The sequence below is a fragment of the Pseudomonas sp. MH9.2 genome (assembly GCF_034353875.1).
Taxonomy (GTDB): domain Bacteria; phylum Pseudomonadota; class Gammaproteobacteria; order Pseudomonadales; family Pseudomonadaceae; genus Aquipseudomonas.
This window is the reverse complement of record NZ_CP133784.1, coordinates 5,312,304-5,336,893: the sequence shown is the minus strand read 5'-3', so window position 1 is coordinate 5,336,893 and position 24,590 is coordinate 5,312,304. Positions and strand designations below refer to the sequence as shown.

29 protein-coding genes are annotated in these 24,590 nt (G+C 57.7%); 1 reads left to right on the top strand and 28 read right to left on the bottom strand.

The genetic code is table 11. The annotated features are described in order from the left end of the window. Nucleotides 1–23: 23 nt before the first annotated feature. From RHM55_RS24670 to RHM55_RS24660, 3 genes are all read right to left on the bottom strand, one after another. Nucleotides 24–1,892 (bottom strand): DUF1302 domain-containing protein, encoded by a 1,869-nt coding sequence (locus tag RHM55_RS24670; RefSeq protein ID WP_322178745.1) that lies wholly within the window; start codon nucleotides 1,890–1,892, stop codon nucleotides 24–26. 120 nt (nucleotides 1,893–2,012) lie between these two features. After that, on the bottom strand, nucleotides 2,013–2,570 hold the full coding sequence (locus tag RHM55_RS24665; protein WP_322178744.1) for an NADP oxidoreductase: 558 nt from the start codon (nucleotides 2,568–2,570) through the stop codon (nucleotides 2,013–2,015). Nucleotides 2,571–2,599: 29 nt separating this feature from the next. Then, nucleotides 2,600–3,073 carry a DUF6392 family protein gene (locus RHM55_RS24660; RefSeq protein WP_322178743.1) on the bottom strand — a complete coding sequence of 158 codons (474 nt, stop codon included), beginning with the start codon at nucleotides 3,071–3,073 and terminating at the stop codon, nucleotides 2,600–2,602. 341 nt (nucleotides 3,074–3,414) lie between these two features. Between RHM55_RS24660 and RHM55_RS24655 the strand changes: the two genes are divergently transcribed. After that, nucleotides 3,415–4,938, top strand: a complete 1,524-nt coding sequence (locus RHM55_RS24655) for an IS3 family transposase (RefSeq protein WP_322178742.1) — start codon at nucleotides 3,415–3,417, stop codon at nucleotides 4,936–4,938. Here RHM55_RS24655 and RHM55_RS24650 read toward each other — a convergent pair. The 25 genes from RHM55_RS24650 to sufC all read right to left on the bottom strand — a co-directional run bounded on the left by RHM55_RS24650 (nucleotide 4,830) and on the right by sufC (nucleotide 24,584). Continuing rightward, nucleotides 4,830–5,813 (bottom strand): reverse transcriptase N-terminal domain-containing protein, encoded by a 984-nt coding sequence (locus tag RHM55_RS24650; protein ID WP_416151995.1) that lies wholly within the window; start codon nucleotides 5,811–5,813, stop codon nucleotides 4,830–4,832. The genes RHM55_RS24655 and RHM55_RS24650 overlap by 109 nt on opposite strands. Before the next feature lie 597 nt (nucleotides 5,814–6,410). Continuing rightward, on the bottom strand, nucleotides 6,411–6,818 hold the full coding sequence (locus RHM55_RS24645; RefSeq protein WP_322178741.1) for a group II truncated hemoglobin: 408 nt from the start codon (nucleotides 6,816–6,818) through the stop codon (nucleotides 6,411–6,413). Then, complete coding sequence (gene erpA, locus RHM55_RS24640; RefSeq protein WP_322178740.1) at nucleotides 6,788–7,138, bottom strand: iron-sulfur cluster insertion protein ErpA; 351 nt, start codon at nucleotides 7,136–7,138, stop codon at nucleotides 6,788–6,790. Before erpA ends, RHM55_RS24645 begins: the two co-directional genes overlap by 31 nt. A 57-nt stretch (nucleotides 7,139–7,195) precedes the next feature. Continuing rightward, nucleotides 7,196–8,200, bottom strand: a complete 1,005-nt coding sequence (gene lipA, locus RHM55_RS24635) for a lipoyl synthase (RefSeq protein WP_322178739.1) — start codon at nucleotides 8,198–8,200, stop codon at nucleotides 7,196–7,198. 28 nt (nucleotides 8,201–8,228) lie between these two features. Next, entirely contained in the window at nucleotides 8,229–8,549 is a 321-nt protein-coding gene (locus RHM55_RS24630; RefSeq protein WP_322178738.1) for a non-heme iron oxygenase ferredoxin subunit, read from the bottom strand. A 142-nt stretch (nucleotides 8,550–8,691) separates the two neighbouring features. After that, entirely contained in the window at nucleotides 8,692–9,720 is a 1,029-nt protein-coding gene (moaA, locus tag RHM55_RS24625; RefSeq protein WP_322178737.1) for a GTP 3',8-cyclase MoaA, read from the bottom strand. 54 nt (nucleotides 9,721–9,774) lie between these two features. Continuing rightward, on the bottom strand, nucleotides 9,775–10,041 hold the full coding sequence (locus RHM55_RS24620) for a hypothetical protein (RefSeq protein ID WP_322178736.1): 267 nt from the start codon (nucleotides 10,039–10,041) through the stop codon (nucleotides 9,775–9,777). Nucleotides 10,042–10,052: 11 nt separating this feature from the next. Further along, a complete protein-coding gene (locus tag RHM55_RS24615; protein WP_322178735.1) occupies nucleotides 10,053–10,391 on the bottom strand; it encodes a tetratricopeptide repeat protein in 339 nt (112 codons plus the stop codon). Beyond that, on the bottom strand, nucleotides 10,388–12,340 hold the full coding sequence (locus RHM55_RS24610) for an aconitate hydratase (RefSeq protein WP_322178734.1): 1,953 nt from the start codon (nucleotides 12,338–12,340) through the stop codon (nucleotides 10,388–10,390). The genes RHM55_RS24615 and RHM55_RS24610 overlap by 4 nt, the downstream gene beginning before the upstream one ends. 125 nt (nucleotides 12,341–12,465) lie before the next feature. Then, nucleotides 12,466–12,678 carry a CDGSH iron-sulfur domain-containing protein gene (locus RHM55_RS24605; protein ID WP_322183106.1) on the bottom strand — a complete coding sequence of 71 codons (213 nt, stop codon included), beginning with the start codon at nucleotides 12,676–12,678 and terminating at the stop codon, nucleotides 12,466–12,468. Nucleotides 12,679–12,771: 93 nt separating this feature from the next. Then, nucleotides 12,772–13,032 (bottom strand): BolA family protein, encoded by a 261-nt coding sequence (locus RHM55_RS24600; RefSeq protein WP_322178733.1) that lies wholly within the window; start codon nucleotides 13,030–13,032, stop codon nucleotides 12,772–12,774. 71 nt (nucleotides 13,033–13,103) lie between these two features. Continuing rightward, nucleotides 13,104–13,439 (bottom strand): Grx4 family monothiol glutaredoxin, encoded by a 336-nt coding sequence (grxD, locus tag RHM55_RS24595; RefSeq protein ID WP_322178732.1) that lies wholly within the window; start codon nucleotides 13,437–13,439, stop codon nucleotides 13,104–13,106. 61 nt (nucleotides 13,440–13,500) lie between these two features. Then, on the bottom strand, nucleotides 13,501–15,252 hold the full coding sequence (locus RHM55_RS24590; protein WP_322178731.1) for a SagB/ThcOx family dehydrogenase: 1,752 nt from the start codon (nucleotides 15,250–15,252) through the stop codon (nucleotides 13,501–13,503). Further along, nucleotides 15,249–15,383, bottom strand: coding sequence for a hypothetical protein (locus RHM55_RS24585; protein ID WP_322178730.1), 135 nt, complete (start codon nucleotides 15,381–15,383; stop codon nucleotides 15,249–15,251). Before RHM55_RS24585 ends, RHM55_RS24590 begins: the two co-directional genes overlap by 4 nt. Continuing rightward, on the bottom strand, nucleotides 15,380–17,119 hold the full coding sequence (locus RHM55_RS24580) for a protein adenylyltransferase SelO (RefSeq protein WP_322178729.1): 1,740 nt from the start codon (nucleotides 17,117–17,119) through the stop codon (nucleotides 15,380–15,382). Before RHM55_RS24580 ends, RHM55_RS24585 begins: the two co-directional genes overlap by 4 nt. Nucleotides 17,120–17,123: 4 nt before the next feature. Further along, entirely contained in the window at nucleotides 17,124–17,780 is a 657-nt protein-coding gene (locus RHM55_RS24575; RefSeq protein WP_322178728.1) for a NifU family protein, read from the bottom strand. Further along, nucleotides 17,773–19,026 (bottom strand): P-loop NTPase, encoded by a 1,254-nt coding sequence (locus tag RHM55_RS24570; protein ID WP_322178727.1) that lies wholly within the window; start codon nucleotides 19,024–19,026, stop codon nucleotides 17,773–17,775. The genes RHM55_RS24575 and RHM55_RS24570 overlap by 8 nt, the downstream gene beginning before the upstream one ends. 98 nt (nucleotides 19,027–19,124) lie before the next feature. Then, nucleotides 19,125–19,454, bottom strand: coding sequence for a rhodanese-like domain-containing protein (locus RHM55_RS24565; RefSeq protein ID WP_322178726.1), 330 nt, complete (start codon nucleotides 19,452–19,454; stop codon nucleotides 19,125–19,127). A gap of 13 nt (nucleotides 19,455–19,467) precedes the next feature. Next, nucleotides 19,468–20,028 carry a NifU family protein gene (locus RHM55_RS24560; RefSeq protein WP_322178725.1) on the bottom strand — a complete coding sequence of 187 codons (561 nt, stop codon included), beginning with the start codon at nucleotides 20,026–20,028 and terminating at the stop codon, nucleotides 19,468–19,470. Between the two features lie 16 nt (nucleotides 20,029–20,044). Beyond that, the gene (gene grxD / locus RHM55_RS24555; RefSeq protein WP_322183104.1) at nucleotides 20,045–20,362 is read right to left on the bottom strand and encodes a Grx4 family monothiol glutaredoxin; all 318 of its coding nucleotides are present in this window, start codon (nucleotides 20,360–20,362) and stop codon (nucleotides 20,045–20,047) included. A 22-nt stretch (nucleotides 20,363–20,384) separates the two neighbouring features. Beyond that, nucleotides 20,385–20,630, bottom strand: coding sequence for a BolA family protein (locus tag RHM55_RS24550; RefSeq protein ID WP_322178724.1), 246 nt, complete (start codon nucleotides 20,628–20,630; stop codon nucleotides 20,385–20,387). Between the two features lie 102 nt (nucleotides 20,631–20,732). Next, nucleotides 20,733–21,218 (bottom strand): Fe-S cluster assembly sulfur transfer protein SufU, encoded by a 486-nt coding sequence (gene sufU, locus RHM55_RS24545; protein ID WP_322178723.1) that lies wholly within the window; start codon nucleotides 21,216–21,218, stop codon nucleotides 20,733–20,735. Next, entirely contained in the window at nucleotides 21,218–22,483 is a 1,266-nt protein-coding gene (locus RHM55_RS24540) for a cysteine desulfurase (RefSeq protein ID WP_322178722.1), read from the bottom strand. Before RHM55_RS24540 ends, sufU begins: the two co-directional genes overlap by 1 nt. Further along, a complete protein-coding gene (gene sufD / locus RHM55_RS24535) occupies nucleotides 22,480–23,760 on the bottom strand; it encodes a Fe-S cluster assembly protein SufD (RefSeq protein WP_322178721.1) in 1,281 nt (426 codons plus the stop codon). Before sufD ends, RHM55_RS24540 begins: the two co-directional genes overlap by 4 nt. Before the next feature lie 53 nt (nucleotides 23,761–23,813). Next, nucleotides 23,814–24,584, bottom strand: coding sequence for a Fe-S cluster assembly ATPase SufC (gene sufC / locus RHM55_RS24530; protein ID WP_322183102.1), 771 nt, complete (start codon nucleotides 24,582–24,584; stop codon nucleotides 23,814–23,816). Between the last annotated feature and the right edge of the window lie 6 nt (nucleotides 24,585–24,590).

Genomic DNA, 24,590 nt, shown 5'->3' with positions numbered 1-24,590 from the left:
GTCCTCATTGACTGAAGTGCGTCTTAGAAATTCACGCCGAAACTGAGAGATAGAAAGTCGCGATCGATGAGCGAGTTGTATTCACCCCCGGAGAAATCGGTGTAAGACAGGTTGGCCGTATAGGTGTTCTTGTAATCGGCATCGACACCAAAACTGAGGGCCTTGGCGCCCTGATTGAACAGGCCGTTCGGCCCATAGCCATGCACATCTTGGGACCAGGACACATTGGGTTTGAGGTTGATCCCCGCAAACACGTTGTTGTAATCCCAGATCCCGCGCATCCGGTATCCCCACGAACTGGCGGTCACAAAACCGCTGGTGCCGTACTCGGCCAATTGCGTCGGATCATCCGGGCTGCCGTAGGCAGGGTCACGGCCGTAGCGCATTTTGTCGGTACTCTCCAGACCACCGACGTAGGTAAACGCAGCCTCACCTACCAACGTGAAGCGCTCCGCGCCCATGACTTGATCGAAGAAGTGGGTGAACGTGGTCTGGGCCTGATAGATCTGCTTGCGGTTATAACCCCGGTTGTAAGCGCCTTCGGTCGAGGCGACAGGTGACGCCGTGCCTCCGGTCAAGGGGTTCAGGGTGGCGCGAGTCATGTCAGTGGGGTTGATTTGCAGGGGTGCGTTGGGCCGATAGCTGAACTCACCCGACCACGCCGTGCCCTCGGGCAATGTGGTGGCGAAACTCAGGCCGTACAGGTGAATATCTTCAGGGTATTCGAGGAAGTAACTGTCATTGCCCAACGTCGCGCTTTGCAGCAATGAGCTGGTAGCACTGGCGAGCTGAGCACGCGCCGCCGCCGGAATGCCAGGATTGGTCAGGCAGTTAGCCGGCAGCAGTTGGCTGGCACAGACCCCGCTGGCCAATGCGCCCGCCTTGGCCAGTACACCCGACGCGGTGCGCGTGGAGATAAACGGCGTTCGGCTGTGGTAGTTCATGTAGTACGCGTCGTACTCGGTGTTGTCGCCCTGCCAGCGCAAGACCAAACCGAACTGCCCGGCGTTGCGCGGGTCGTTGTCGCTGCCCCGTGGGATCTCCACGCCTTCACTGTTGACGTTGAAACCCAGTCCAACCGCATTGGCGATCGGCTCAAGGGGCGCGATGGCTGGGCTGCCAACACGGTTGTTGGCGTTACAACCCCGTGCCGCGACATCGGTGGATGAGAAGAATGTACCGCAGTTGTCCAGGACTGTTTTTTCCCAATTCAGCTGATAAAAACCTTCGACGCTGAGCTTGTCAGTCACCCCTTGAGACAGGTACAGCATGTTGACCGGAATCAGGCCTTCCTTGATCTCCGCACCCGGCCGCCGAAACGCCGAGACGTCGATCGGGTTGATACTGTTGATCGAGTTGCCAATGAAGGTACTTTCGCCCCAACTGACCACCTGCTTACCGGCGCGCACGCTGCCGGGTAAATCGGTGATGCTGTAGTTGTGATAAACAAAAGCATCGAGAATTTCCCCACCGGAAGACTTGGCACCTTCATCACGGTGATCATTGCTGATGGATTTGAAATCGCGGTCGCCGTCCTCCAGCTCAAAGTCGTACCAGTACTTGCCCCGAACAAAGACGCCGGTATCGCCATACTTGAGTTCAAGGTCGTGGATGCCTTTGAATATTTTCGAAAAAGCGTCGCCGCGCTTGAAGTTCAGACGGCCATCGTCGCCAGTTGCTGAGAATGCTTTGCCGCCGTTATTGATACCGACCAAACTCTTGTTGATCGCCGAGGTGCCCCGACTGGCGCCCAACGACAGTGATGAGTCAAATTGGCCCTGAATGTCTCCCATGTCGAAACTGACCGCGTAAGCCGGTGCGGTCATGCCTACCGCTATCGCGATGGCCAGCGTGCGCGTAGGAAACGTGTCAGGCCGTATTGTCGTTGTCATTCGGCACTCCTGATTATCGATATTATTTTTGTTATAAACGGCCACGTTTGGTGGCCGGATCAGTTGTCTGTTTTGCGTCTATGGCTAAGTGTTTACAGGGTTCAGAAAGGCTTTTGAGAATCAGCTTTTTTCACGCCACGAGCCTTCGGCTACACGGGTGCCCGCATTGATCAGCGCCTCCTTGAGCTCATCCAGCGTCAACGACACACAATATGCCGGGCGAGCGCGTTCGAAACGCCAACCCTCGGCCAGAGGGCCTGCGTCCAGAACATCAAAACCGAGTTGGTCAATGAGGTCGGCGACGACCTGTTTTGCCTCTTTATCGTCCCCCGCAATCGGCAGCGCACGGCGTCCTGGCGTGCCCGCCTCCTGTGCACCGGATTCGATATCGCGCTCAAGGATGGCGTTGAAAGCCTTCACGATCCGGGCTCCTTCCAAGTGTTTTGCAACCAGCTCACTGGTGGTAGTGGACTGGGTGTCGAGTGCGTCGACGTTGCCGTCGCGCTGGGGGTAATAGTTGTTGGCGTCGAGCACGACTTTGCCTACCAGCGGCGTGGGATCGATGTCTTGATAGGCAGAAAACGGAATGGCAACCAGCACGATATCGCCGAACCGGGATGCGTCCGCGGCACTACCAATTTTGCATCCCACCGAAATCATGGTGCTGGTCAGCGGCACCCCTCGGACAAAAAGGTCGCATCCAGGTGCTAGGCGTGTGATTTTTCGCTCAGTCGGAACACCACCATTTCCACGTCCATTTCGGCGTTGTATTTAAAAACCGCCTGAGTCCCTTTGGGTATGCTCGGAAAACGATAGGTATCAGACCCTCCTGTCATGCCGCGAATGGGCAGCTTGAAAGGTGCTCTTGATTCAAAAGGCTCTCCGTACTGGGATCGTATTCCCCCCTGATTCATTCGGTTTTTAAGTTCGTAGGGCAGCTTGCCTTTGTAAGTTGGCTCTCCTTCGAAGCTTTCCTGCAAGCTAATAAATAGAGTTTCAAACCGTTGATTGCTGGCCCAGAATCCCAGCTCGATACCCGGCTCAGGCGACCTTGATAAGGTGTCGCTGTCCTCAAAAATACCTTTTGGCGGGCCGCCTGGAAGATACATTCCGGATGCGATCAGTTCGGGGTAAGCGCGTCCGAGACTTTTCACCAGGTCATCAATCATTGCTGCGTTCATATCAATACCAGCCTTGTTCCTGATGGAGGTTGTGCAGGTCGGTGCGTGCCGTTTCGATCTGCTCGTCGGTAAAGCCTTCTTCCAGTAGGTAAGGCTTGGTATCACCTTACATTCCTTACATTGACACTGCCAAACCGCCCGGCATCCCTGGCTATAACAGCTATATCGGCAACCATAAGTTGACTGTCAAACTCGACACTAAGTATTGACACATACTGATGCCGGTCAGGAGCTGGTTTGACACACATAGCGGAGCGAGTTAGCTCTAGGACTGTTGTTGCTGATGCAAATTTGACCCACAGGGGATGCGGCGGAAATCTTGGACTACCTGGAGGTAGTTCATGTATTCATACGAAGACCGTATCCGAGCGGTCAAGCTCTACATCAAACTGGGCAAGCGAACCGGGGCAACTATTCGTCAGTTGGGCTACCCGACGAAGAACTCTTTGAAGAGCTGGCACGCAGAGTACGAGCGATGCCTCGACCTGCCGCGTGGCTGCGAGAACTCGAAGTCGAAGTACTCACTGGCCCAAAGGGAAAAGGCTGTCGGGCACTATCTCGAATACGGTCGCAACATCGCCGCTACCATCAAGGCGTTGGGCTACCCCGCGCGGGATTCGTTGCGTGCCTGGATTTACGAAATGCACCCCGAGTTGCATACGCGTGTTGTCGGTCGATCAGACGGGTTAGCCCGGCCGCCAGCGGTCATCGCGCTGTGCACGCGAAAAGAAAGTGCGAAAGCCCTGGCTCAAAAGCTGGGCGTGTGCAGGCCGACCTTGTACAACTGGAAAAAACAGCTACTCGGCCCAGAGGTATCCCCATCCATGAAGTGTCGACTTGAACCCTCATCGTCACCGGAACGAGAGGAGTTGCAGCGGCAACTCGAATCTCTCCAGCTCGATGTTCGCCGTTTGCAGCTTGAACATGACCTGTTGATGAGGGCGAATGAACTCATAAAAAAAGAGACGGGCATCAACCGGCAAGTCCTGACCAATCGGGAGAAGACATTGCTGGCTGATGCCCTTAGGCAGAGGTACTCCTTGCTAGAGCTGCTTGACGCGTTGGGCTTGGCCCGAAGTTCCTATTTCTATCATCGAGCCCGAATGCAGGTCGCGGAAAAGTACACCGAAGTGCGTCGTGCCATGGCGGACATATTCGAGCGCAATCATCGTTGCTATGGCTACCGTCGGATGCGAGCTTCGTTGAGCAGGCAGCGTGTGCGCCTTTCAGAGAAGGTGGTGCAGCGCTTGATGAAGCAGGAGAGCCTAGTCGTCGCCAAGCCGAAACGGCGTCGATACAGTTCCTACCTCGGGGAGATCAGTCCGGCGCCGGAAAACCTCCTCAACCGCGACTTCACGGCCCTAGCTCCGAATGAGAAATGGCTGACCGACATCTCGGAGTTCCAGATCCCGGCCGGCAAGGTGTACCTGTCCCCCATGATCGACTACTTCGATGGGAAGGTAATCAGTTGGTCGATCGGCACGCGTCCCGACGCCGAGCTTGTGAACACGATGCTGGATGCCGCTATCGAAACGGTGGCCAGCAACGATAAACGGCCTGTTGTTCACTCCGATCATGGCGCTCACTACCGCTGGCCCGGCTGGTTATCGCGCATCGCTGATGCGAAGCTGATTCGTTCGATGTCGCGCAAAGGCTGCTCACCAGACAACGCGGCTTGTGAAGGTTTCTTCGGCCGACTGAAAACGGAGCTGTTCTATCCTCGCAACTGGCAGTCAACGAGCATCGAGCAGTTCATTCAGGCCTTGGATTCATACATTCGCCGGTACAACGAAAAACGTATAAAGATTTCCCTCGGCGCGCTCAGTCCCATTGAGTATCGTGAAAGCCTAGGCTTCGCGGCATAACCAGTCCAAGTTTTTGTCCGCATCCCCGCATATCTGACGACGTTTATCTTGGACTTTTCACGCGCGCGTTTCGTCGGTCCCACGCTGGCATGCACTGCCGCTTCCAGTCCGTCTAACGCCATGTTTGCGATCACCGGTGAAATGATTCCCCCCTGCGGGGTACCGGCCTGCGTCGCAAACAGAGTTCCTTCATCGATAAACCCAGCCTGAAGCCATCGCCGCAGGATCGTCTTATCCATCGGTATATTCTTGAGCATCCATTCGTGGCTAAAGTTATCGAAGCAGCCACGGATATCACCCTCAAGTACCCACACTGGCGACTTACGTTTGGCCAGCGTGATGAAACAATATTCGATGGCGTCGGCGGTCGAACGGCTGGGTCGAAACCCATAAGAGTTTGGATCCGCTAAGCTTTCTGAAACAGGTTCCAGAGCCAGCTTCCACAGTGCCTGCATCGATCTGCAGAGCATGCGGGGAATTCCCAGCGGACGCTTCTGGCCATTGCTCTTGGGGATGTAAATACGTCGAAGCGGCAACGCCCGGTAGCTGCGATGTCGCATTGACTCCATCCCGTTCCACTTGGCCGCCGGGGTCGCCCAGATTTTGCCATCGACACCCGGCGTTCTCTTGCCACGATTTTCTGTCACTCGTTTGACGGCTAACATCTTGCCGCTGTGCGAGTGGGTCAACAGGTGTTGCAAGGCTTTCACCTTGCCCCACCGGCCTTCCATTGTTGCCTTAGCGATACGCCCTTGGAGTCGTTTCACGTCTTCTTTGATGAGGCCCCAGTTTGCCTGAAGCCACATCCTTTCAGCGTGCGAAGGCGCACCAGTACCGATCGCCGCTGCTTTCACAGTGCTACCAATAGCCGTCATCTGCTTTCCTTCGAGTTACGATTAATCAAGTTCTCTCGCCATGAATGACCCTACGGAAGTCTGCCCACTTTCGCGTCGAGCAATATTTCAGCCCGTATCCCGCCCATTACAGGCAGGCCTTCGCTTTTTCCGTATTCCTCTACCCGCAGCACCCACAGCGTTCCTTGCGGTCCACCTGCCGTTTCCGGCGGCACTACGGGCTTACCCTGTTCCGTCTGAATTTCTGAGCGGGGCGGCCCCCTCCTATTCGCCGGCGGCCTGCTGTCCATGATGACCCAGGAATCAAGGGGTTCATACCTGGCCGCGTACCGTTTTGGTTCAAGCCTGTCAGCACATTTGGCTTGTTGAGCATGACGACGTTTAACAGAGGTTCACATATGTTGGTCGTAGCCGCTCGTTCCTAGCCCCTCACCGCCTTTGTGCTGGTAGATTCCGCTTCCCCTCGCGGGTAGGCGTACCGAAAATCGGCGGGTACATTGTCCCCAGAGCTTCACACCGAGCTGTTACCGGCCCCGCATGTCCAGGTAGGAAACGGTTGATGGAACAACCGGTTTTATCAGGAGAAAACTCTCCAGTAAAACAGAAATTCAGACGACCTCAGGTCGCACGGTTCCGTTGCTCCCCAAACCCCTCCGATAACTCTTGGCACAGAATGGTGTTTTCCACCTCCTCATGGAGTGCGCTGTCCATGCAAAGTAGCCATTGGTCGCGTTCGGACTCACTGATGGAAAAAGGCAGGTGGCGCCGGCGCAGCATGGGATCGCCATATTCCTGCACATAAAGCGCTGGTTCGCCCATCCAGCCACACAGATATTTGAACAGTTTTTCCTGTGAGCCTTGCAAGTTTTCAGGGTGCAGATGACGAATGCCATAGGACTCCGGCAGTTCGTCCATGATCTGGTTGAAGCGCGTGACCAGCGCGCGTACCTTTTCAGCACCCCCGATTCGGTTGTAGTGCGTCGTCACTTTTAAAATCAGACTGAAAAAGAAGATCCGCAGCCGCAAGTTGACGTCGCGCCCGGATTTTTGATGACGAATTGTGCCCCTTCCAGGTCATTCTTGTAGTCGATTTCTGCGCCGACCAGGTACTGGTAACTCATAGAATCGATGAGTAATTGAACGCCATTTTTAACCATCGTCGTATCATCTTCATTGACTACTTCGTCAAAAGAGAATCCGTACTGAAACCCTGAGCAACCACCTCCTTGCACAAATACGCGCAGCTTCAAGTCCGCATTTCCTTCTTCCTCAATTAATTGGGCGACTTTCGTTGCTGCATTATCACTAAAAATGACCGGTGCTGGCATTTCAACAATTGCATTCATTTGTTGCTCCAAGTAAATATTAAAATTAAACCGCTAATGCTGAGCTTGTATCGATCATCAGACTACTCCTGCTCTGGCTGCCTGCTCATCGGCATGGTATGAACTGCGCACCATCGGGCCGCACGCAGCGTTCACAAATCCCATATTGTAAGCTTCTTGCTCATACATCTTAAAAGTGTCCGGGGCCACGTAGCGGCGCACCGGCAGGTGGCCGCCGGACGGCCGCAGGTATTGGCCAATGGTCAACATAGTGACGCCGTGCGCGCGCAGGTCGCGCATCACTTGCAAGAGTTCGGCATCCGTCTCGCCCAGCCCAACCATGATTCCGGACTTGGTCGGTATGCCTGCATGCCTATCCTTGAAATGTTGCAACAGGTTGAGTGAATTTTGAAAATCGGCGCCGGGACGCGCTTCCTTGTATAGGCGCGGCACGGTTTCGATGTTGTGGTTCAAGACGTCGGGCGGAGCGCTGCTGAGGATTTCCAGCGCCAGGTCGAGCCGACCACCGAAGTCGGGCGTCAGGATTTCGATGCGCGTGTTGGGTGACTGCGCGCGGATCTGACGGATACATTCGACAAAATGGCTGGCGCCGCCGTCGCGCAAATCATCGCGATCAACCGAGGTAATGACCACGTAATTGAGTTTCATTAACGCAATGGTCTTGGCGAGCCGTTCCGGTTCGTTGGCGTCGAGTGAGTCGGGGCGGCCAGTGCTCACGTTGCAAAACCGACAGCGCCGCGTGCATTTGTCGCCCATAATCATGAAGGTCGCGGTGCCTTTGCTCCAACATTCGCCAATATTGGGGCAGGATGCCTCTGAGCATACGGTCACCAGTGCGTTGGTGCGTACGATGTCCTTGATGTCGCTGTAGCGGCCCGACGATGAGGGGGCCTTGGCGCGGATCCAGCTTGGCTTTGGCAATCTTTCGCCTAGAAGGACTTCGTTCCGCTTGGTCTTCTGCGAGCCTCTTTGCTGGTCCGGCCGATTATGGAGATGATTGGTCTCGGATGGATGCGGCAGTACAGATACAATATTTCTAAAGGTGATGGTTTCGGTGGTCATGTTACTGGTGCCCTCACTAATTTAGTTATCAATCCCAGCGATCGTCGCGCACCTGAATCTCGCTGTTTTCGATGCGTACCGGGAAGGTGCGGGTCGGGTCGTAAGCTGGCGCAGACAATGCCGCGCCGGTGCGGATGCAAAAACGTGCACCGTGCCGCGGGCAAACGATCTGGTCGCCTTCGACGGTGCCGCCCGTGAGCTGTCCACCATCATGGGTGCAGACGTCTTCGATGGCGTAATACTGGCCGGCGAGGTTAAATACAATGATCTGCGTGTCATCCACATCTATAACCCGCCGCTCGCCTGGCCCGACCTCTTCGGTCCGTGCTACCGTGATCCATTCATTCATTCATTGCATTCCTTCATTCATACACCGACCCCGCCACATTGCGTGTTCGGTACGACCTTGTGTCATAAGAGATCCGCTCCCTCGTAACGCCGAATCGGATCGGGCGGCGTGGGCGAACTCAGGTTTGGTGCGCATTAAATTTTCAGCCGCCGATATAAGACATCTCGATTTTCTTCGTCCGCGCAGTCTCTTCTGTGCGAATTTCTGAATACCTGTCTTCGCGCTGATTCCAGATCAAGCCTATGGCAGCGGCAATCTGCTCGTCGCTCTTGCCCGAACGCATGAGCGCGCGCAAATCATGGCCGGACTGCGCGAACAGGCAGGTGTACAGCTTGCCATCGGTCGAGAGCCGGGCGCGGGTGCAGGTGGCACAAAAGGCTTGCGTCACGCTGGAGATGACGCCGATTTCGCCGCTGCCATCCGCATAGGCCCAGCGCTCGGCGACTTCACCGATGTAGTGGGGTTCGGCTTCGATGAGCGGCATCTCGGCGCTGATCATGCGCACAATCTCGGCCGAGGGCACGACATCGTTCATGCGCCAGCCGTTGGAGGCACCCACATCCATGAATTCGATGAAGCGCACGATGTGGCCGCTACCCTTGAAACGCCGCGCCATCGCAACCACATCCTGATCGTTGACACCTTTCTTCACCACCATGTTGATCTTGATGGAGGCAAAACCTGCGGCGTGCGCAGCGTCTATGCCCTTCAATACATCGCTCACCGGAAAATCGACGTCATTCATAGCGCGAAACACCGCTTCATCGAGCGAATCGAGCGAGACGCTGATGCGCTGCAGGCCTGCTGCCTTGAGCGCGCGGGCTTGTTTGGATAGCAGCGAGGCGTTGGTGGTGAGGGTCAGATCCAATAGTTTTCCGTCATGCGTCTTGATGGCGGCCAGCATCTCGATCAAAACCTCGATGTTTTTGCGCAGCAGGGGTTCGCCGCCGGTGAGGCGGAGTTTCTCGACGCCGTGCGCAGCGAACAGGTGCGCCATGCGCGAGATTTCCTGGAAGCTCAACAGCTCGGTTTTAGGCAAGAATTTGTATTCTTTGCCGAACACTGCCTTGGGCATGCAGTAGGTGCAGCGAAAATTGCAACGATCTGTAACCGAAATCCGCAGGTCGCGCAACAGCCGGCCGCGTGTGTCCGCAAGCGTGCCGCCGGGCACGAGTAGAGGTCGACTTTGCTCCGCAGACTGTCTCGAATGAGAGGTCATACGTCTTTACCCTCTCACTCGGGAGTCGCTCGGCGGCGCCCACAAGGCGAGCGCTGGGTTGATCTCGACTGCATGAAACACCCTGGCTTGCGGCCCCACTGCATTACCGGCGAAGCGTCCGAGCCGCGTTGCGCAGCCGAAGAAGCCCGGCGCTGGCAAGCCGCCGCACGCCTTGCTGATGACCCTTGCGACCATGAACTGCTCCAGCGCCTCGGTGACCTGATGAATGGTGTTCAGCGATGCGAGTTCTTCCCATCCGAGTTCATTAGTCATTTTTATGGCTCCTATTTTCGATCATCGTGAACTGAGTTTTCGATACGGCGGGCGTATACGGTCATTTCCTTCGCGGCTTGTTTGTCGCCCTTCGCTTCAGCCACGGCGATGCCTTCGCGGTAGGCGAGCAAGGCCTCGGCGGGCTGGCCCGATTCGACTAGCGCGCGAGCCAGCAGCTTCCATGCGGCGGAGTATGTTGGATCCAGTATCACTGCCTGCTTCAGGTGGTTTGCGGCACTGGCCGGGTCACCGGCCTTAAGGTATTCGTTGCCCAGGGAGAAACGCAGCAACGTACTGTCCTTGCCGGCGGCCAGCATTTTCTCGAAGCTCTGAATGATGGATGTGGTCATGGGTATTCCAGGTTGTGGCTTTTTTGTCGAACCAGATTGATCAGACTGCCCGCCAGAACCATTTCAACCTGGCGCGGCGTCATCGGATGTTCGGTCTCATAGGTCTCGTTCTGGGTCAGATTGATCACCTGCACCCGATTTCCGTTGCGGATGGCATTTCGCACATCCGCGATGGCAAGCACATCACCTTGGGCGATTTTTTCCCAATCCTGCGGATCGACAAAGGTCAGGGGCAGGATGCCGAAGTTGCTCAAATTCTGCTGATGTATCCGCGCAAAACTTTTCGCAAGAACCGCCTTTAGGCCCAAATAGCGGGGTCCCAGGGCTGCGTGCTCGCGGCTCGAACCCTGCCCGTAATTGGCGCCGCCCACGACGAACGAGCCCTGCTGCCGACAGGCCATGGCCCTTGCATAGTAGGTCTCGTCGATCTGACTGAAAGCAAACTTGCTGAGCTCCGGGATATTGCTGCGCCAAGGCAGCGCCTTGGCCCCGGCCGGCATGATGCTGTCCGTGGAAATATCGTCCGCCATTTTCAATAGAACCGGCCCTTCGAGCTGATCGGGCAGCGGCTCCAGAGTCGGCAGCGGTTTGATATTGGGACCCTTCTCCAGCTCATACGACGCACCTTGCGGCGCGGGAGCAACCAGCATCTCGGTATTGAGTCGGTTGTTCTGCGGCTCCTTGAAGCGGGGGTAGGCCATGCCCAGCGTGCGCGGATCGGTGATCACGCCGGTCAGGGCCGAGGCGGCGGCGGTTTCCGGGCTGCACAGATACACCTGATCTTCCTTGCTGCCCGAACGGCCAGGGAAATTTCGCGGAACGGTGCGCAGGCTAATACGCCCGCTGGCTGGCGCCTGTCCCATGCCGATGCAACCGCCGCAACCCGCCTGATGCAAGCGCGCACCGGCGCGGATGAGTTTGCCGAGAACACCCAATTCGATCATGTTCTGCAAAATCTGCCGGGACGTGGGGTTGACGTCGAATGAAACACGATCATGTACCTGTTTGCCCTCCACGATCAGGGCGGCAATGGCAAAATCGCGCAGCCCAGGATTGGCCGATGAGCCGATGTAGGACTGATAAATTTCCCTGCCCGCCACCTCGCGCACCGGCACCACATTGCCCGGACTGCTGGGCAGCGCGATCAGCGGCTCAAGCTCCGACAGATTGATTTCGCTGTACTCGTCGTACTCTGCATTTTTGTCGGCGACGATTTTCCGCCAGGCATCCACGCGCCCCTGACGCTTGAGGAACACTTTGACCACTTCGTCCGATGGGAACACCGTCGCGGTGGCGCCCAATTCGGCGCCCATATTGGCGATCACGTGCCGGTCCATGGCGCTCAGAGTCCTCAAACCGGGACCGTAATACTCGATGATCTTGCCGATTGCGCCGTCCACATCGTGGCGCCGCAGCATTTCCAGGATCACATCCTTGGCGCTCACCCAGTCGGGAAGCTCACCGACCAGCTTGACGCCCCATATTTTCGGCATCTTGACGTAAAAGGGCTCTCCCGCCATCGCCATCGCCACCTCGAGGCCACCCGCCCCTATGGCCAGCATCCCCAACGAGCCGGCTGCACAGGTGTGGCTGTCCGAACCCAACAAGGTTTTCCCCGGCACACCGAAGCGCTCCATATGCACGGGATGGCTCACGCCGTTACCGGGCCGGCTGTACCAAAGACCGAACTTCTGGCAGGCGCTGCGCAGAAACAGATGGTCGTCTGGATTCTTGAAGTCTTCCTGGAACAGGTTATGGTCCACATACTGAGCGGAAAGCTCGGTGCGCACGCGCGAAATTCCCAAGGCTTCAAATTCCAGCATGACCAGCGTGCCGGTCGCATCCTGGGTCAGTGTTTGATCGATTTTCAAACCGATTTCTTCGCCGGGCGTCATGTTGCCTTCGACCAAGTGGCTTTCAATCAGCTTCTGCGTTACGTTTTTGCTCATGGCTGGCGCTCCTGTCGGTTGCATCCATAAACGGCTGTAGATTTCTGCGAATCCAAGCTGGACAGCACGAGGCTTCGATGTTCGCCGGCGCAAACCAGGGTTGGCCCCGCGGCGGCGACGACCGTTTAGAACGTGCGAATATCCAGAAATTCTCCGCTATGTTCGTGACGCTTTCCTGCGTCGTCGTACCAACAAAGACGATTGCCGTCCTCGTCCTTGGCGAGCTTATGCGCTCCGTCGCAGAACGGCTGATTCAGGGATAAGCCGCATTGGCATAGATATTTTTCTTCGCCGCCAATAACTAGCTTGTAAGGGCTACTGTGAGTGCGTTTTACCATGCGTGGCATCATGATCTCCGGTGGTATGTCTGCGTGTTGCTTTGTTGCTCATCGTATTGCTTGCGATATGGGCGCTTCTATAAAGCCCCGCTATCAAGTGGGTGTCCGAGTCTTCAGACGGTCGACGGCATGCACCGGGCCCTTGTCACCGTTTATCAGATCGGCGATGGCGCCATACACCAATCGCTGGCTCTGGAGCATGTTCTTGCCGGCGAACACTGCCGAGATCACCTCGATGTTGTAGTGACCGCTGCCGCCGCTCACTTCGGCCTGTGAATCGGGGATCTGGCGCTCGATGGCTTCGCGTAGCGCGTTGATGACGCTACCTTGGAACTCAGTGGGATGGGATGACATGCGGGTCTCCTTTATATAGATGATCTGTTCACGATCGAGCATTGACGCAAGTTTGGCTGCGCGCAGTTGTTTCACCCTTGGTCCTTGACCTGCACACCGATGAGCTGTTGGAGTTCTCCGGATGCATGCATCGCGTGGACGATGTCGCAGCCGCCGACGAACTGCCCATCGATGTAGAGTTGTGGAATTGTCGGCCACTCGGAGAACCGCTTGATTCCATCGCGGATCTCGGCAGAACTCAGTACATCTACCGTTTCGTAGCTTGGCTGCAGCTCGTCGAGGATCTTCACGACCTGGGCGGAGAATCCGCACTGCGGCATGTGGCGAGTTCCCTTCATGAACAGGACGACTCGGTTTTGCGCCACGAGGTGGGTGATCTTCTGGCGCAGAGGTTCGTTTAGGGACATGGTTGCTCCTTACTGGTTGGTTGTGGTTCTGTCCGGATTGTCGGAACAGTGCGTGGAATGATCATCGTTCTTCCTGGAAGTTGTAGGCAGGCAATGTGCTGAGTCGGCTGTCTTCAACCGGAGCGCCCACGGTGAAGTGGTAGAAACTCTGCCACTCGCATGAACCGATCCCGAAGGCCGCGTGGACCGGATCGTCGAAGTAGCAGCCGATCCCGGTGGCGCGAATGCCCGCCTCTTCGGCCTCCAGGTAAAGCAGCTGGCCCACCATGCCGGCCTCCCAGAACAGGTTGCGGTAGAAGGCTGCGCCGTACGTGGCCAGGCTGTCCCTGTAGTCGGCAATCATGGCCAGGCTGAAGGCACCATCGCCGGCGATATCCTGGCCGCAGGAGACGGTGCTCGACAGCGCTCGACAGTCCCCCTCCTGGAGGAGGTACAAGGGGAGCCCGGGCGGGCAGTCGGGTACGCGCTGCCAAGAAAATTCTGAACCCATCACTGCCTTGAGAATATCGACCTTGTCCGGGTCCCGGGCGAGCGCGTAGAGGCCAGGCACCAAGCCGTCGACGCTGTGGACGAAGAGCCCGAGGTGGATGCGTGGTCGCCAGGGGATCGCGTCCCAAGGCATCGATCGCCGCTCATGTGTCGGAATCAATCGAGCGAGCATGCGGAAGAAGGCTGCCAGAGAAATCGCCGTCGAGCCATCCATCGCTACCGCGCTGCGGCGGCCAAGAATGGCCTGCTCTGCGCTGAGTAGGCCCTGACGGACAGGTGTCCTGAAAAGTGCATCCTCCGAAGGGAAGCCGGAGAAGTCTTCCTGGATAGGCGCGCTTTCACAGTGGCGCGTCGCCCGCGCAACCTCGTCGATCACGGGCCACTCGGCGCTGTGTTCGGGGCTCAGCGTGTTGGCCAAGCCCTGCCAATGCACGTCACCCCCGTGCGCTGTCAGCGGCTTCGAGTCGGTCGCAAGCGGCGTCGAAACATCCGGTGTAATCAACACCAGCAGCTCAGCTTCCTCCCGCTCCGCCGCCGCAAAATCCGCATCTCGGTCAAGCCCCAGCAGGCTGGCGAGGGTGCTGTTGCTCACGCCATCCAGAAGCACCAATTTCCAGCCGAGCGCCGCTGCCGCGATACTCAGGCAGGCCAGCGCGTGCCCAACATCGTGCTGGCAGTAGCGGAACGCGCGCTCGCCGTACTTCCAGGCTTCGCGCCAATGCACCGAAGACAGACCCACGAGAAAGGAGCCATCAGGGAAAGGCGCAACCAGCTCGGCCCAGCGCTTCGCGGGTAGCACCGCGCGCCGTTCAAGCGCGTGTTCCCTCGGTGCATAGTGGTACACGGCGGCCGTCTCGCCGAGCCGATCAAGCGCAGGCAGTACCGCATAGCCCTCGGTCGGATGCAGATTGCCGCTCGACGGATTTGCGCGCAACGGCCACTGGGTCTCGCCGACTTGCTTCCATGCGGTCAGCGAAAGTGCGTAGCGAAAAAACAGTGACACCGATTCCAGCGACAGTGACGCCGGCGGCACGGTCGGGCTCGCATAGAGCTGCCAATAAGGCAGTGGGCGGCCCGCTTTGGGCAGTGGGAGGCGAACCAGGTGCGCCCCCCCGTAGCGCCGAAACGGATCTGGCTGCGTCGCCCAGTCCATATAGCCCTGCGCCGCAGCGTGGCGGTGGAAATGGTGCTTGGTGCGCTCGTGGTAGGCGACGACCCCCTCTTCGGGAGAGGCCGCTCCCGCAAGAAGGCTCGCTCGCTCCAGCGCAGCTGGCTCCCCCGATAAGGGTGAAAGACGATGCGGCGTGAGGGTAATTTTCGTCATACGGTGAAGTACTCAAACAGTGCCTTTGCGCTCGTCACCGGCAGGTCACAGCTGCGGATTCGGTACACGTAGGCAGCGGGCTGGCCGCCGACCGGGTACCGGCCCTGACCGATCAGTTTTCGAAAAATCATGACGAGCAGCTCATATACGACAACCCCGCGACCTCAAAGAACTCAGACGGCTTGGGCCTATAGTATTTCTCCTCCACCTCCTTCGACTGCTCGGCGTAGGGCTGCGTCATGACTTCCAGCAGCTCTCGAACTAGAGAGTAGTTCCCCGCAGTCGCTTGGCTGTACGCAGGCACAACGAACCACTCTCGCAAACTGTATTTTGGGTTGACGAGTTTCATCTGCCTAGAGAGCTCCTCACGGGAAGGGGGCTGCGCAGCATTCGCATCGGTCGTGCTGGCGCTGACTATGAGAGATTTCCATTTTGCGAGCCACTCTGACCAGCGCTTGTCCATCCCTTCGGAGTCTTCGTAGAAGCTTTTTTTGAGTGGGCCAATTTCGTCGGGTACCATCGAGAGCTCGCGGAAGAAGAGGGTGTAATCGACAGGAGTTTGCACCATGAGCGTTTCGAGTTCACTGAACAACGCCGCGTGAAAAGTGCCGAGTCCAAGTTTGGCAGCCCACATCTTCTCCATTTGCGCTTGCATCACTGTCGCAAAGCCACTTCGAATCTCGTCGAGCTGTCGCAGATAGTCCTGATGCGACGTCAGTGATGTCAGCAAGGGCCGCAACGCCGTACAAAACATGTGGAAGTTGCGTTCCGCTGCCACGGTTTGGTTCAGGAACGCGAAGTGATGTCCGCCACCCGTCCATGGCTGGTAGTGCGGGTTGAACACATCGCAGAATCCGAATGGACCGTAGTCGAGTGTGAAGCCACCGGCCGCGCAGTTGTCGCTGTTGAAGTTGCCCTGGCAGTAGCCGACGCGGATCCAGTTCGCCACAAGCGACGTCAGGCGGCTGCGGAACTCGCGCGCGAGCAACACCCCTTTTTCGGCAGTGCTTAGTTTCTTGTCGATGACGTCAGCGTACTCACGATCGATCAAGTGCAACACAATCTGCTCGAGCTCCTCCATCGCTTTCGGGTGTTCCTTCTTGCGCGCACGGCGACCGAAGAGCTCGAGTTGACCGACCCGAATGAACGACGGTGCGACGCGCGTCGAAATGGCGACTGCCTCCGATATAAGCATGTCGGGATCCTGCGAGCTCGAGCCCTGCGAATACCACGGCCGCTTGACCTTCTCCGTTTTTGAAACATACAAACTCAGAGACCGTGACGTTGGCACACCGAGCGCATGCATGTGCTCTTGCGCTAAGAACTCCCGGACACTTGAGCGCAGGACGGCGCGACCGTCCGCGCCGCGGCAGTATGGCGTCCGGCCGCCACCTTTTAGCTGCATTTCCCAGCGGCGACTGTTGATGACGGCCTCAAGCACGGAAACTGCGCGACCGTCGCCGTATCCGTTGCCGGTTTGGAACGGGCACTGTTGGGTGTATTCGGTACCGAAGATGGACAATGCGTACCCACACGCCCAACCCACCTTGCGCATCGGCTTCGGAACGTGCGAGATGTCGCCGGAGAACATGCGGACGAAGTCGGCCGACTGAGCCATGCTGTCGGCGAAGCCAAGTTCGCGGAAAAAGTTTTTGCTGTGAGCGACGTACTCGGGGTCTTTGATTGGCGTGGGATTGATGGGGACATAGTGGCCCGTAAAAACTTGTCGCGGCGCGTGGTCGGCTCCGTCTGCTTTCGCGTCAGGATCGCAGTTGAGCGTGTCCATAAGCGAGTAATTTGCCAACTTTGCAAGATCGTCGAGCGTCGCGATGGTTGGGGAGGTTTCTTGGGACAGTCGATTTGTCATAGGTCTACTCATGGCTCGGGTAGAAAGGCTGCTTACCTGCGGCGTGATCCGTGACATCGACGATTTCCACGATTTCTGGAGCGACTCTTTTCACCATCACTTCCAAGCCCTGCCGCAGGGTGACTTGAGAAGACCCGCAGCCCTGGCAGCCGCCGCTCATGCTGATGAAAAGCTTGCCTTGGCGGACGTCCACGAGTGAAATCTTCCCACCGTGGTTCGCGATGGAACGATTGACTTGCCTGTCCAGCAGTTGCTGAACGACCACGCCAAGCTCGACGTCGGACCTTCCTTGAGTGCTGGCATAGGCAGCCATCTCCAGGATCACCGGCACGCCGCTGAGCAGCTGCGTCCGGATCGCCGTGCCGATGGCCGCTTTCAGTCCAGACCAAGAGGCGTTAGGTTCCTTGCCGATGGTCACCACGTTTCCGGCAATGAGCACGTTGGCCACACCCGAAAGCCCGAACAGTCGTTCGCCGAGCGGCGACCCGGCAGCCCGCTCCCTGTTGCCGAAGAAGAAGGGGCCGCCGGGATGCAAGCTGCGGCTCACGGTGAACTTGCAGCTGTCGGGGTCGGCGAGCGAAGTCTCCGCGCGGATGCTGACCGGCTGTTCCGCCAGCGTCGGATTTGCAGACGCCCTATCCACAGTCAGGGCTTCAGACATTTTCGACGTTCCTCGCCGCAGCGCGCTCGCCCGAGGCGCGCAGGTCGTTAAACGAATGGATGCCGCTGTTGTGGCCATCGCTCCAATGGAAGCCGAGCGCGTAGTTGCCCACGCTCACGATCTGGAGCGGGCTCACATCAGCGCGCACCGTCTTGGGAACGAGCAGCTTGCGTCCGCTCATCTCCTCGACGCAGAGGGCGCAATGACACGCTAGGCGCAGGTCGCGCACGTCGAAGTCGTCGCGATGACCGTCCTCCCAGAGGATCGACAAGGTACGCGGATCGCGGCGCAGGAGGCCGATGGGCGTGTTGCGCGCTCCCGCAGGCCGCACCGCGTCTTCCAGCCAGGCCGGCGCCCCCTCGTTGCTGTCCCACTTCCAGACAAAGGGCTTGAGCGTCGCGACCGCCGCCTGGAGCTTCTCAACCAGCGCTGCGGCGATGGCGGCGTACACCAAAGAGCTGACCGACTTCGGTTGGTCCGCCACGATGGGTCTGCCCTCATCACCGCAGGTGACGACATCGGCATCCAGCGGTAAGGCGCCCAGGAACGGGACGCCAAGCTCCTGGCTCATCTGCTCGCCGCCGCCCTGACGGAAGATATCCGTGTTCTCACCGCAGTGGGAGCAGGTGAAGGTGCGCATGTTCTCGACGATCCCGAGAATCGGCACCTGTACTTTCTCAAACATGCGCAAGCCGCGTCGGGCGATCTTGAGACTCACGGCCTGGGGTGTGGTCACGATCACCACGCCCGACAGCGGCATGCTCTGCGCCAGCGTCAACTGGGTATCGCCGGTGCCGGGTGGGAGGTCGAGGATCAGATAGTCCAACGGCCCCCATTGCACGCCGCCGACGAACATATTCAGGTATTTGCCCACCATCGGCCCGCGCAGGACGGCCGGGTTATCGTCGCCGGTGAGCATGCCCATCGACACCACCTTCAGGCCGTGCCGCTGCGCCGGGATCATCCTGTTGTCCGGGGTCATCGCTGGAGGCTCACCCGTCGCAATGCCCAGCATCCCGGGGATGCTGGGGCCAAGGATGTCGGCGTCTACTATTCCGACGCGCAACCCTAGCTGCTGCAGCGCGAGCGCCAGATTGACGCTCACCGTGGATTTCCCGACGCCACCCTTGCCGCTGCCGACAGCGATGATATGACGGATTCCGGGCAACTTCTCGGGCCCGACGGCCGCGTGGGATGAGGCGCCTGGCGCGGGCTGTTGGCTGTAGGATTGTTCAGTGCTCTGCATGGCGAAGCCCCTTGTATTAAATTGCGCTGAATCCGTCGTCCCGCCGCTTAGGACTCGTTAGGGATTGCGCATGCAATCCCTCTAAAATTGGTCGTGATTCAATAGATCGGTATCGCGCTGTCAACTTGCTGCGACCACGCATGGACGCCACCTGTCAGGTTTCTAATATCTGTAAAACCATTCCGTTCTAAAAATAACGCAACCTGCATGCTGCGAACGCCATGGTGGCAGATGCAGACTATCGGCTGCTGCGTGTCCAGTTCGGACAGCCTGGCGGGAATGGTATTCATTGGCATCGCCAATGATCCGTCAATATGACCGGCTTGAAATTCCCACTCCTCACGTACGTCGAGTAACACGGGCTTCAAACGCAGGTCAGTCGTAAGCCAATCGGCCAGTTCAACGGGTGTCAAATTTTTCATCTTCATCTTCATCTCATCTCTAAACAGGCAAGACTTCGATCTCCGGTTCAATCGTTCGAAGCAGATTTTCGATGCCTTTGAGCGTGCCGGATATCGAGCTTGGACAGGTGCCGCAAGCGCCCTGGTAGTGCACGCTGAGTTGGTTGCCGGCCAAGCCAACCACATGCAGATCGCCACCATCGCTTTTCAGATAGGGGCGTATCTGGGAATCCAGCAGCACGTTGATATGCTCAAGGCGCTGCTGATCTTCGGCGCAGAGATCAAGGGTTGCCGTGCGCGCCGCGAAAACTGTGGCGGCCGATTGCGCCGCCGCTGCCGGTGCGGCGCGCAGTGGCACGGCAATCAGGCGCACCAGCTCCGGCCAGTCGGCAGCGCCATCCTGCGTGACCGTGAGCCAGCGATCCACGTAAAACACATTGCTTACGTGCTCAATGTCGAACAGCGTGGAGGCGAGCACATCGTCCCTGGCTTGCTCTGCGTTCTCGTAAGAATGCGAAATGCCCCAGGTCAGCGGCTCATGGAGCGTGAACTTCACCGCATTCGGGTTGGGCGTATCTTCGATTTCAGCAATTTTTGGCATGGTAATTTTCTCAAACTTATTCCACTGCTGCTTGCAGCAATTTTTGCAGTTCACCCTGCTCGAACATCTCGCGCATGATGTCCGAACCACCGACAAATTCGCCCTTGATATAAAGCTGCGGAATGGTCGGCCAGTTCGCGTAGGATTTTATGCCATTGCGGATTTCCGGGTCGGCCAGCACGTCCACAGTGAAGAGATCCGGCCCGCCACAAGCCTTGAGCATCTTGATCGCCGCACCAGAAAAGCCGCACTGTGGGAACTGCGGCGTGCCCTTCATGTACAGCACAACCGGGTTCGTCGTTACTTGTTGGTTAATTCTTTTCTGAACATCCATCATGATTATTCTCCAAAGTGATTTAGTTGCCGTCTTTGACCCAGGCTTCAGGCGTGAAGGTTCGTATCGATAGCGCGTGAATCTCTGAACGCATGCGCTCGCCCAGTGCCCGATACACCAGTTGATGCTGCTGCACCATGTTCTTGCCGGTGAATTGCGGGCTGACGATCACCGCTTCAAAGTGCTGTCCGTCATCACCGCGCACTTCGATGTGATCGCTTGGCAGGCCATCCAGGATGTAGCCTCGTAAGTCAGTTGCTGTCAGCATCGCTTTCTCTCAATACAAAGTTGGATTGGCCCAGATAAGGAATGCAGGAACGGAGCAAACCTGAAACATCTCTGCGTTCTTTGAAGAAAAATATTTTCATCTTCAGGCATCACCGATAGTCATGTGCATCGGATCATGCTCGGCCTCGGTCGATATGTTATCAACGGCGCTGAATGCGGCGCGCAGTGTGTGCCACGGCAAAATTGCGCATTTGAAGCGCACCGGCAGGTCGCGTATGCCGGCAAAAACCATCAGCCGTCCGAGGTGGTGATCGCCGTTCAGATCGAGCTTGCCGGTCGCCATATCGATAAATTCCTGAATCAGCAGTTCCGCCTCAACCCGGGTCTTACCTTTGATGGCCACCGTCATCATCGACGCCGACGCCTTGCAGATGGCGCATGCCTCACCCTGAAATGCGATGTCGTCGACGCACTCGCCACCGAGTTGCAGCGCCAAGTCGATATGGTCGCCACACAGCGGGTTGTGGCCCGCGGCGTGGTGGTTCGCGTGCGCGAGCGCGCCGTAATTGCGCGGCTTCTTGTTGTGGTCGAGGATGACCTCTTGATACAAAGTTCTGGGATCGGCCATTATGAAAACACCTTCTGTACGGTGCGGATGCCAGCGATCAGCGCATCAACTTCTGCCAGGGTGTTGTAAAACGCAAACGAAGCGCGTGACGTTGCAGGCACCTTGAAGCGCTGCATCACCGGCTGCGCGCAATGATGTCCGGTACGCACTGCGACGCCCTCCTGGTTGAGCAGGGTCCCCAGGTCATGCGGGTGCACATCGTCGACGATGAACGATATGACCGAGGCCTTGTCGCGGGCGGTGCCGATAATGCGCACGCCTGGCAGTCGAACCATCTGCTCGCTGGCGTAGTCGAGCAAGGTCATCTCGTGCTCGCGTATGGCGCCCATGCCGATGGCAGACAGATAATCAATGGCGGCACCCAGTCCGATCGCAGCCGCAATCGGCGGTGTACCGGCCTCGAATTTATGCGGAATCGTGTTGTAGGTGGTCTTTTCAAAGGTGACCGACAAAATCATGTCGCCGCCGCCCTTGAAGGGCTGCATCCGCTCTAATAACGCAGCCTTGCCGTAGAGAACGCCGATGCCGGTCGGGCCGCACAGCTTGTGACCCGAAAACGCGTAAAAGTCGCAGTCCAGATCCTGCACATCAACCTGCATGTGCGGTGCGGCCTGCGCCCCATCGACCAGCACCGGCACCGGCACGCCGCGAGCATGGGCCAAGGCGATCATCTGCTTGATCGGGTTGATCGTGCCCAGTGCGTTCGAGACGTGCATCACGCCAACAAATTTGGTGCGCTCGTTAAATAGCTTTTCGTATTCGTCTATGAGTAGCTCGCCAGCGTCGTTAATCGGTACCACACGAATCGTCGCGCCTTTTTCCTCCGCCAGCATCTGCCACGGGACAATGTTTGAATGGTGCTCGAGCGTGGTCAGGATAATTTCGTCGCCGGGCCCAATGAACTTGCGGCCGTAGCCGTGCATCACCAGATTGATGGCTTCGGTGGTGCCGCTGGTGAAGATCACTTCGCGTTCTTCACGCGCATGGATGAAATGCTGCAACTTGCGCCGTGCTTCCTCGTATTCGTTGGTCGCGATCTCTGACAGGGTATGCACTGCACGATTGATATTGGCGTGCTGCGTGGTCTGATAACGCACCATGCGATCAATCACCTGCTGCGGCATCTGGCTCGACGCCGCGTTGTCGAGGTAGACCAGCGGCTTGCCGTTGACCTGCAGCTTGAGGATCGGAAAATCGGCACGAATCCGCTCTACGTCGAGGCATGGCGCCGTTGGTACTTTGCGTGCAGTCTGAAGGGCGTTCATGGCATGCTTCCAGTTTGTTCGAGCACCGCCTGCTCGAGTTGCCGCTTGAGTGATGCGATAGGGATGCGGTCGATGATCTCGGCGCCAAACGCATAGGTCAGCAGGTTACGGGCAGCGACCTCGGTCAGCCCGCGGCTTTGCAGATAAAACACCTCCTCGCTGTCGAGCTGGCCAACGGTCGCACCATGCGTGCACTTGACGTCAGAAGCAAAAATCTCCAGCTGCGGCTTGGTATCGATGTGCGCCTTCGCGGTCAACAGTAGATTGCGATTTGACTGCTGGGCGTCGGTACGCTGCGCGCCTTCGCGCACCATAACCTTGCCGTTGAAGACCGCATGGGCACTGCCGCCGATGATGCATTTGTGCAGTTGGCGGCTGCTGCCGTGGGCATGGGCATGGTCCATGCAGCTATGGGTGTCGGCCAGTTGCCTGCCGGAGATCAGCGTCAATCCGTCAAGCGCACAGGTGGCGCCCTCTGCCGTTTGCAGCACGTTCAGGTTGTAGCGTGAAATGCGCGCGCCCAGCGCGACGCTCACCGACTGGTAATTGCTGGCGCGCCCGAGCGACACCGAACAGTTTGCAATATGAAACGCTTGACTGCCTTCGCGCTGAACCCGGATGTGCGTCACATGCGCATTGTCTTTCAGTACGACTTCGGTGACAGCATTGGTGAAGTGGGCATCTTCTTGCCAACGCGGCTGGTACAACACAACGTAATCCTCGATCACTGTTACGGCGCTGCCCGCCTCGGCAAGCACCAGGCAACGCGGCGTGCTCACAACATCTTTTTGGGTCGCAATAAACAGCAAATGGACTGGGGCTGCCACCGATACGTCACGCGGGACGATGACCACTGCGGCATCGTGCAGAAATGCGGTATTTTGCGCGGCGAATGCATCCTTGCTAAATGGTGCATGCTGGCCGAGATGCGGCTTGATTACCGCCGCGTGCGTTGCCATCGCTGCCGTCAGGTTGGACACCACCACGCTGCTGTCGGTACTCGCACTGGACAACTGCGGCGCATAGATACCATCAACAAACACCAGTCGGGTGTTCGCTTCTTCAATAAAAAAGTGAGCAACATCTGCCGCCTCCAGACAAGTGGCACTGAGCGCTGACGCAAACGAGGTCTTGCTGAGTAGAGAAATATCGGTAAAGCGCCACTCCTCGTCTCGCGTGGTTGGAAGTTTCAACACGCCCACGCGCTCGACCGCCTCCGCACGCAGCGCCTTGAGCCACGCCGAGGGACTCGCCGCCTGCTGCGGCTGTCCTGCCAAAAGGCTTTCCAGATAAGGCCCGGCAATCGCCGGAGTCGGTGTGGTGGCTGCACTCATGCGGGCACACTCGCTTCAGCCTTGTGCTCGGCGCTAACCCACTCGTAGCCGCGCGTCTCAAGCTCCAGTGCCAGCGCCTTGCCGCCGGTCTTGATGATGCGTCCGCCTTCCATCACGTGCACGTAGTCGGGCACGATATAGTTCAGCAGACGCTGATAGTGCGTCACCATCACAATCGCATTGTCCTTGGTGGAAAGCTGGTTGACGCCTTGGGCGACAATTCTGAGAGCGTCGATGTCCAGGCCGGAATCGGTCTCATCTAGGACCGCCACGCGCGGCTCTAACAACGCCATCTGCAGTATTTCGTTGCGCTTCTTTTCGCCACCGGAGAAACCTGCGTTGACGCTGCGGTCAAGGAAATCGGGACTCATTTCCAGCAGCTTCATCTTTTCGCGCACGAAGTCGTCAAACTCAAGCGGGTCGAGCTCGTCCTTGCCGCGCTGTTTGTGGATTGTGTTGTAAGTCAGGCGCAGAAACTGGCCGTTACCGACGCCGGGCACCTCGATCGGGTACTGAAAGGCCAGAAAAAATCCGGCTTGCGCGCGCTCTTCGGGTTTCAGCTCAAACAGGTTCTTGCCTTCGAACAGCACGGTGCCGCCCGTCACTTCATAGGCAGGGTGGCCCGCGAGTACCTTGGCGAAGGTGCTCTTGCCGGAACCGTTTTGGCCCATGATGGCGTGGATCTCGCCGCTCTTCACCGTGAAGTCAAGATCCTTCAGAATTTCGATGCCATTCACGGTTGCGCATAGTCCACGCACTTCGAGCAAAATCTT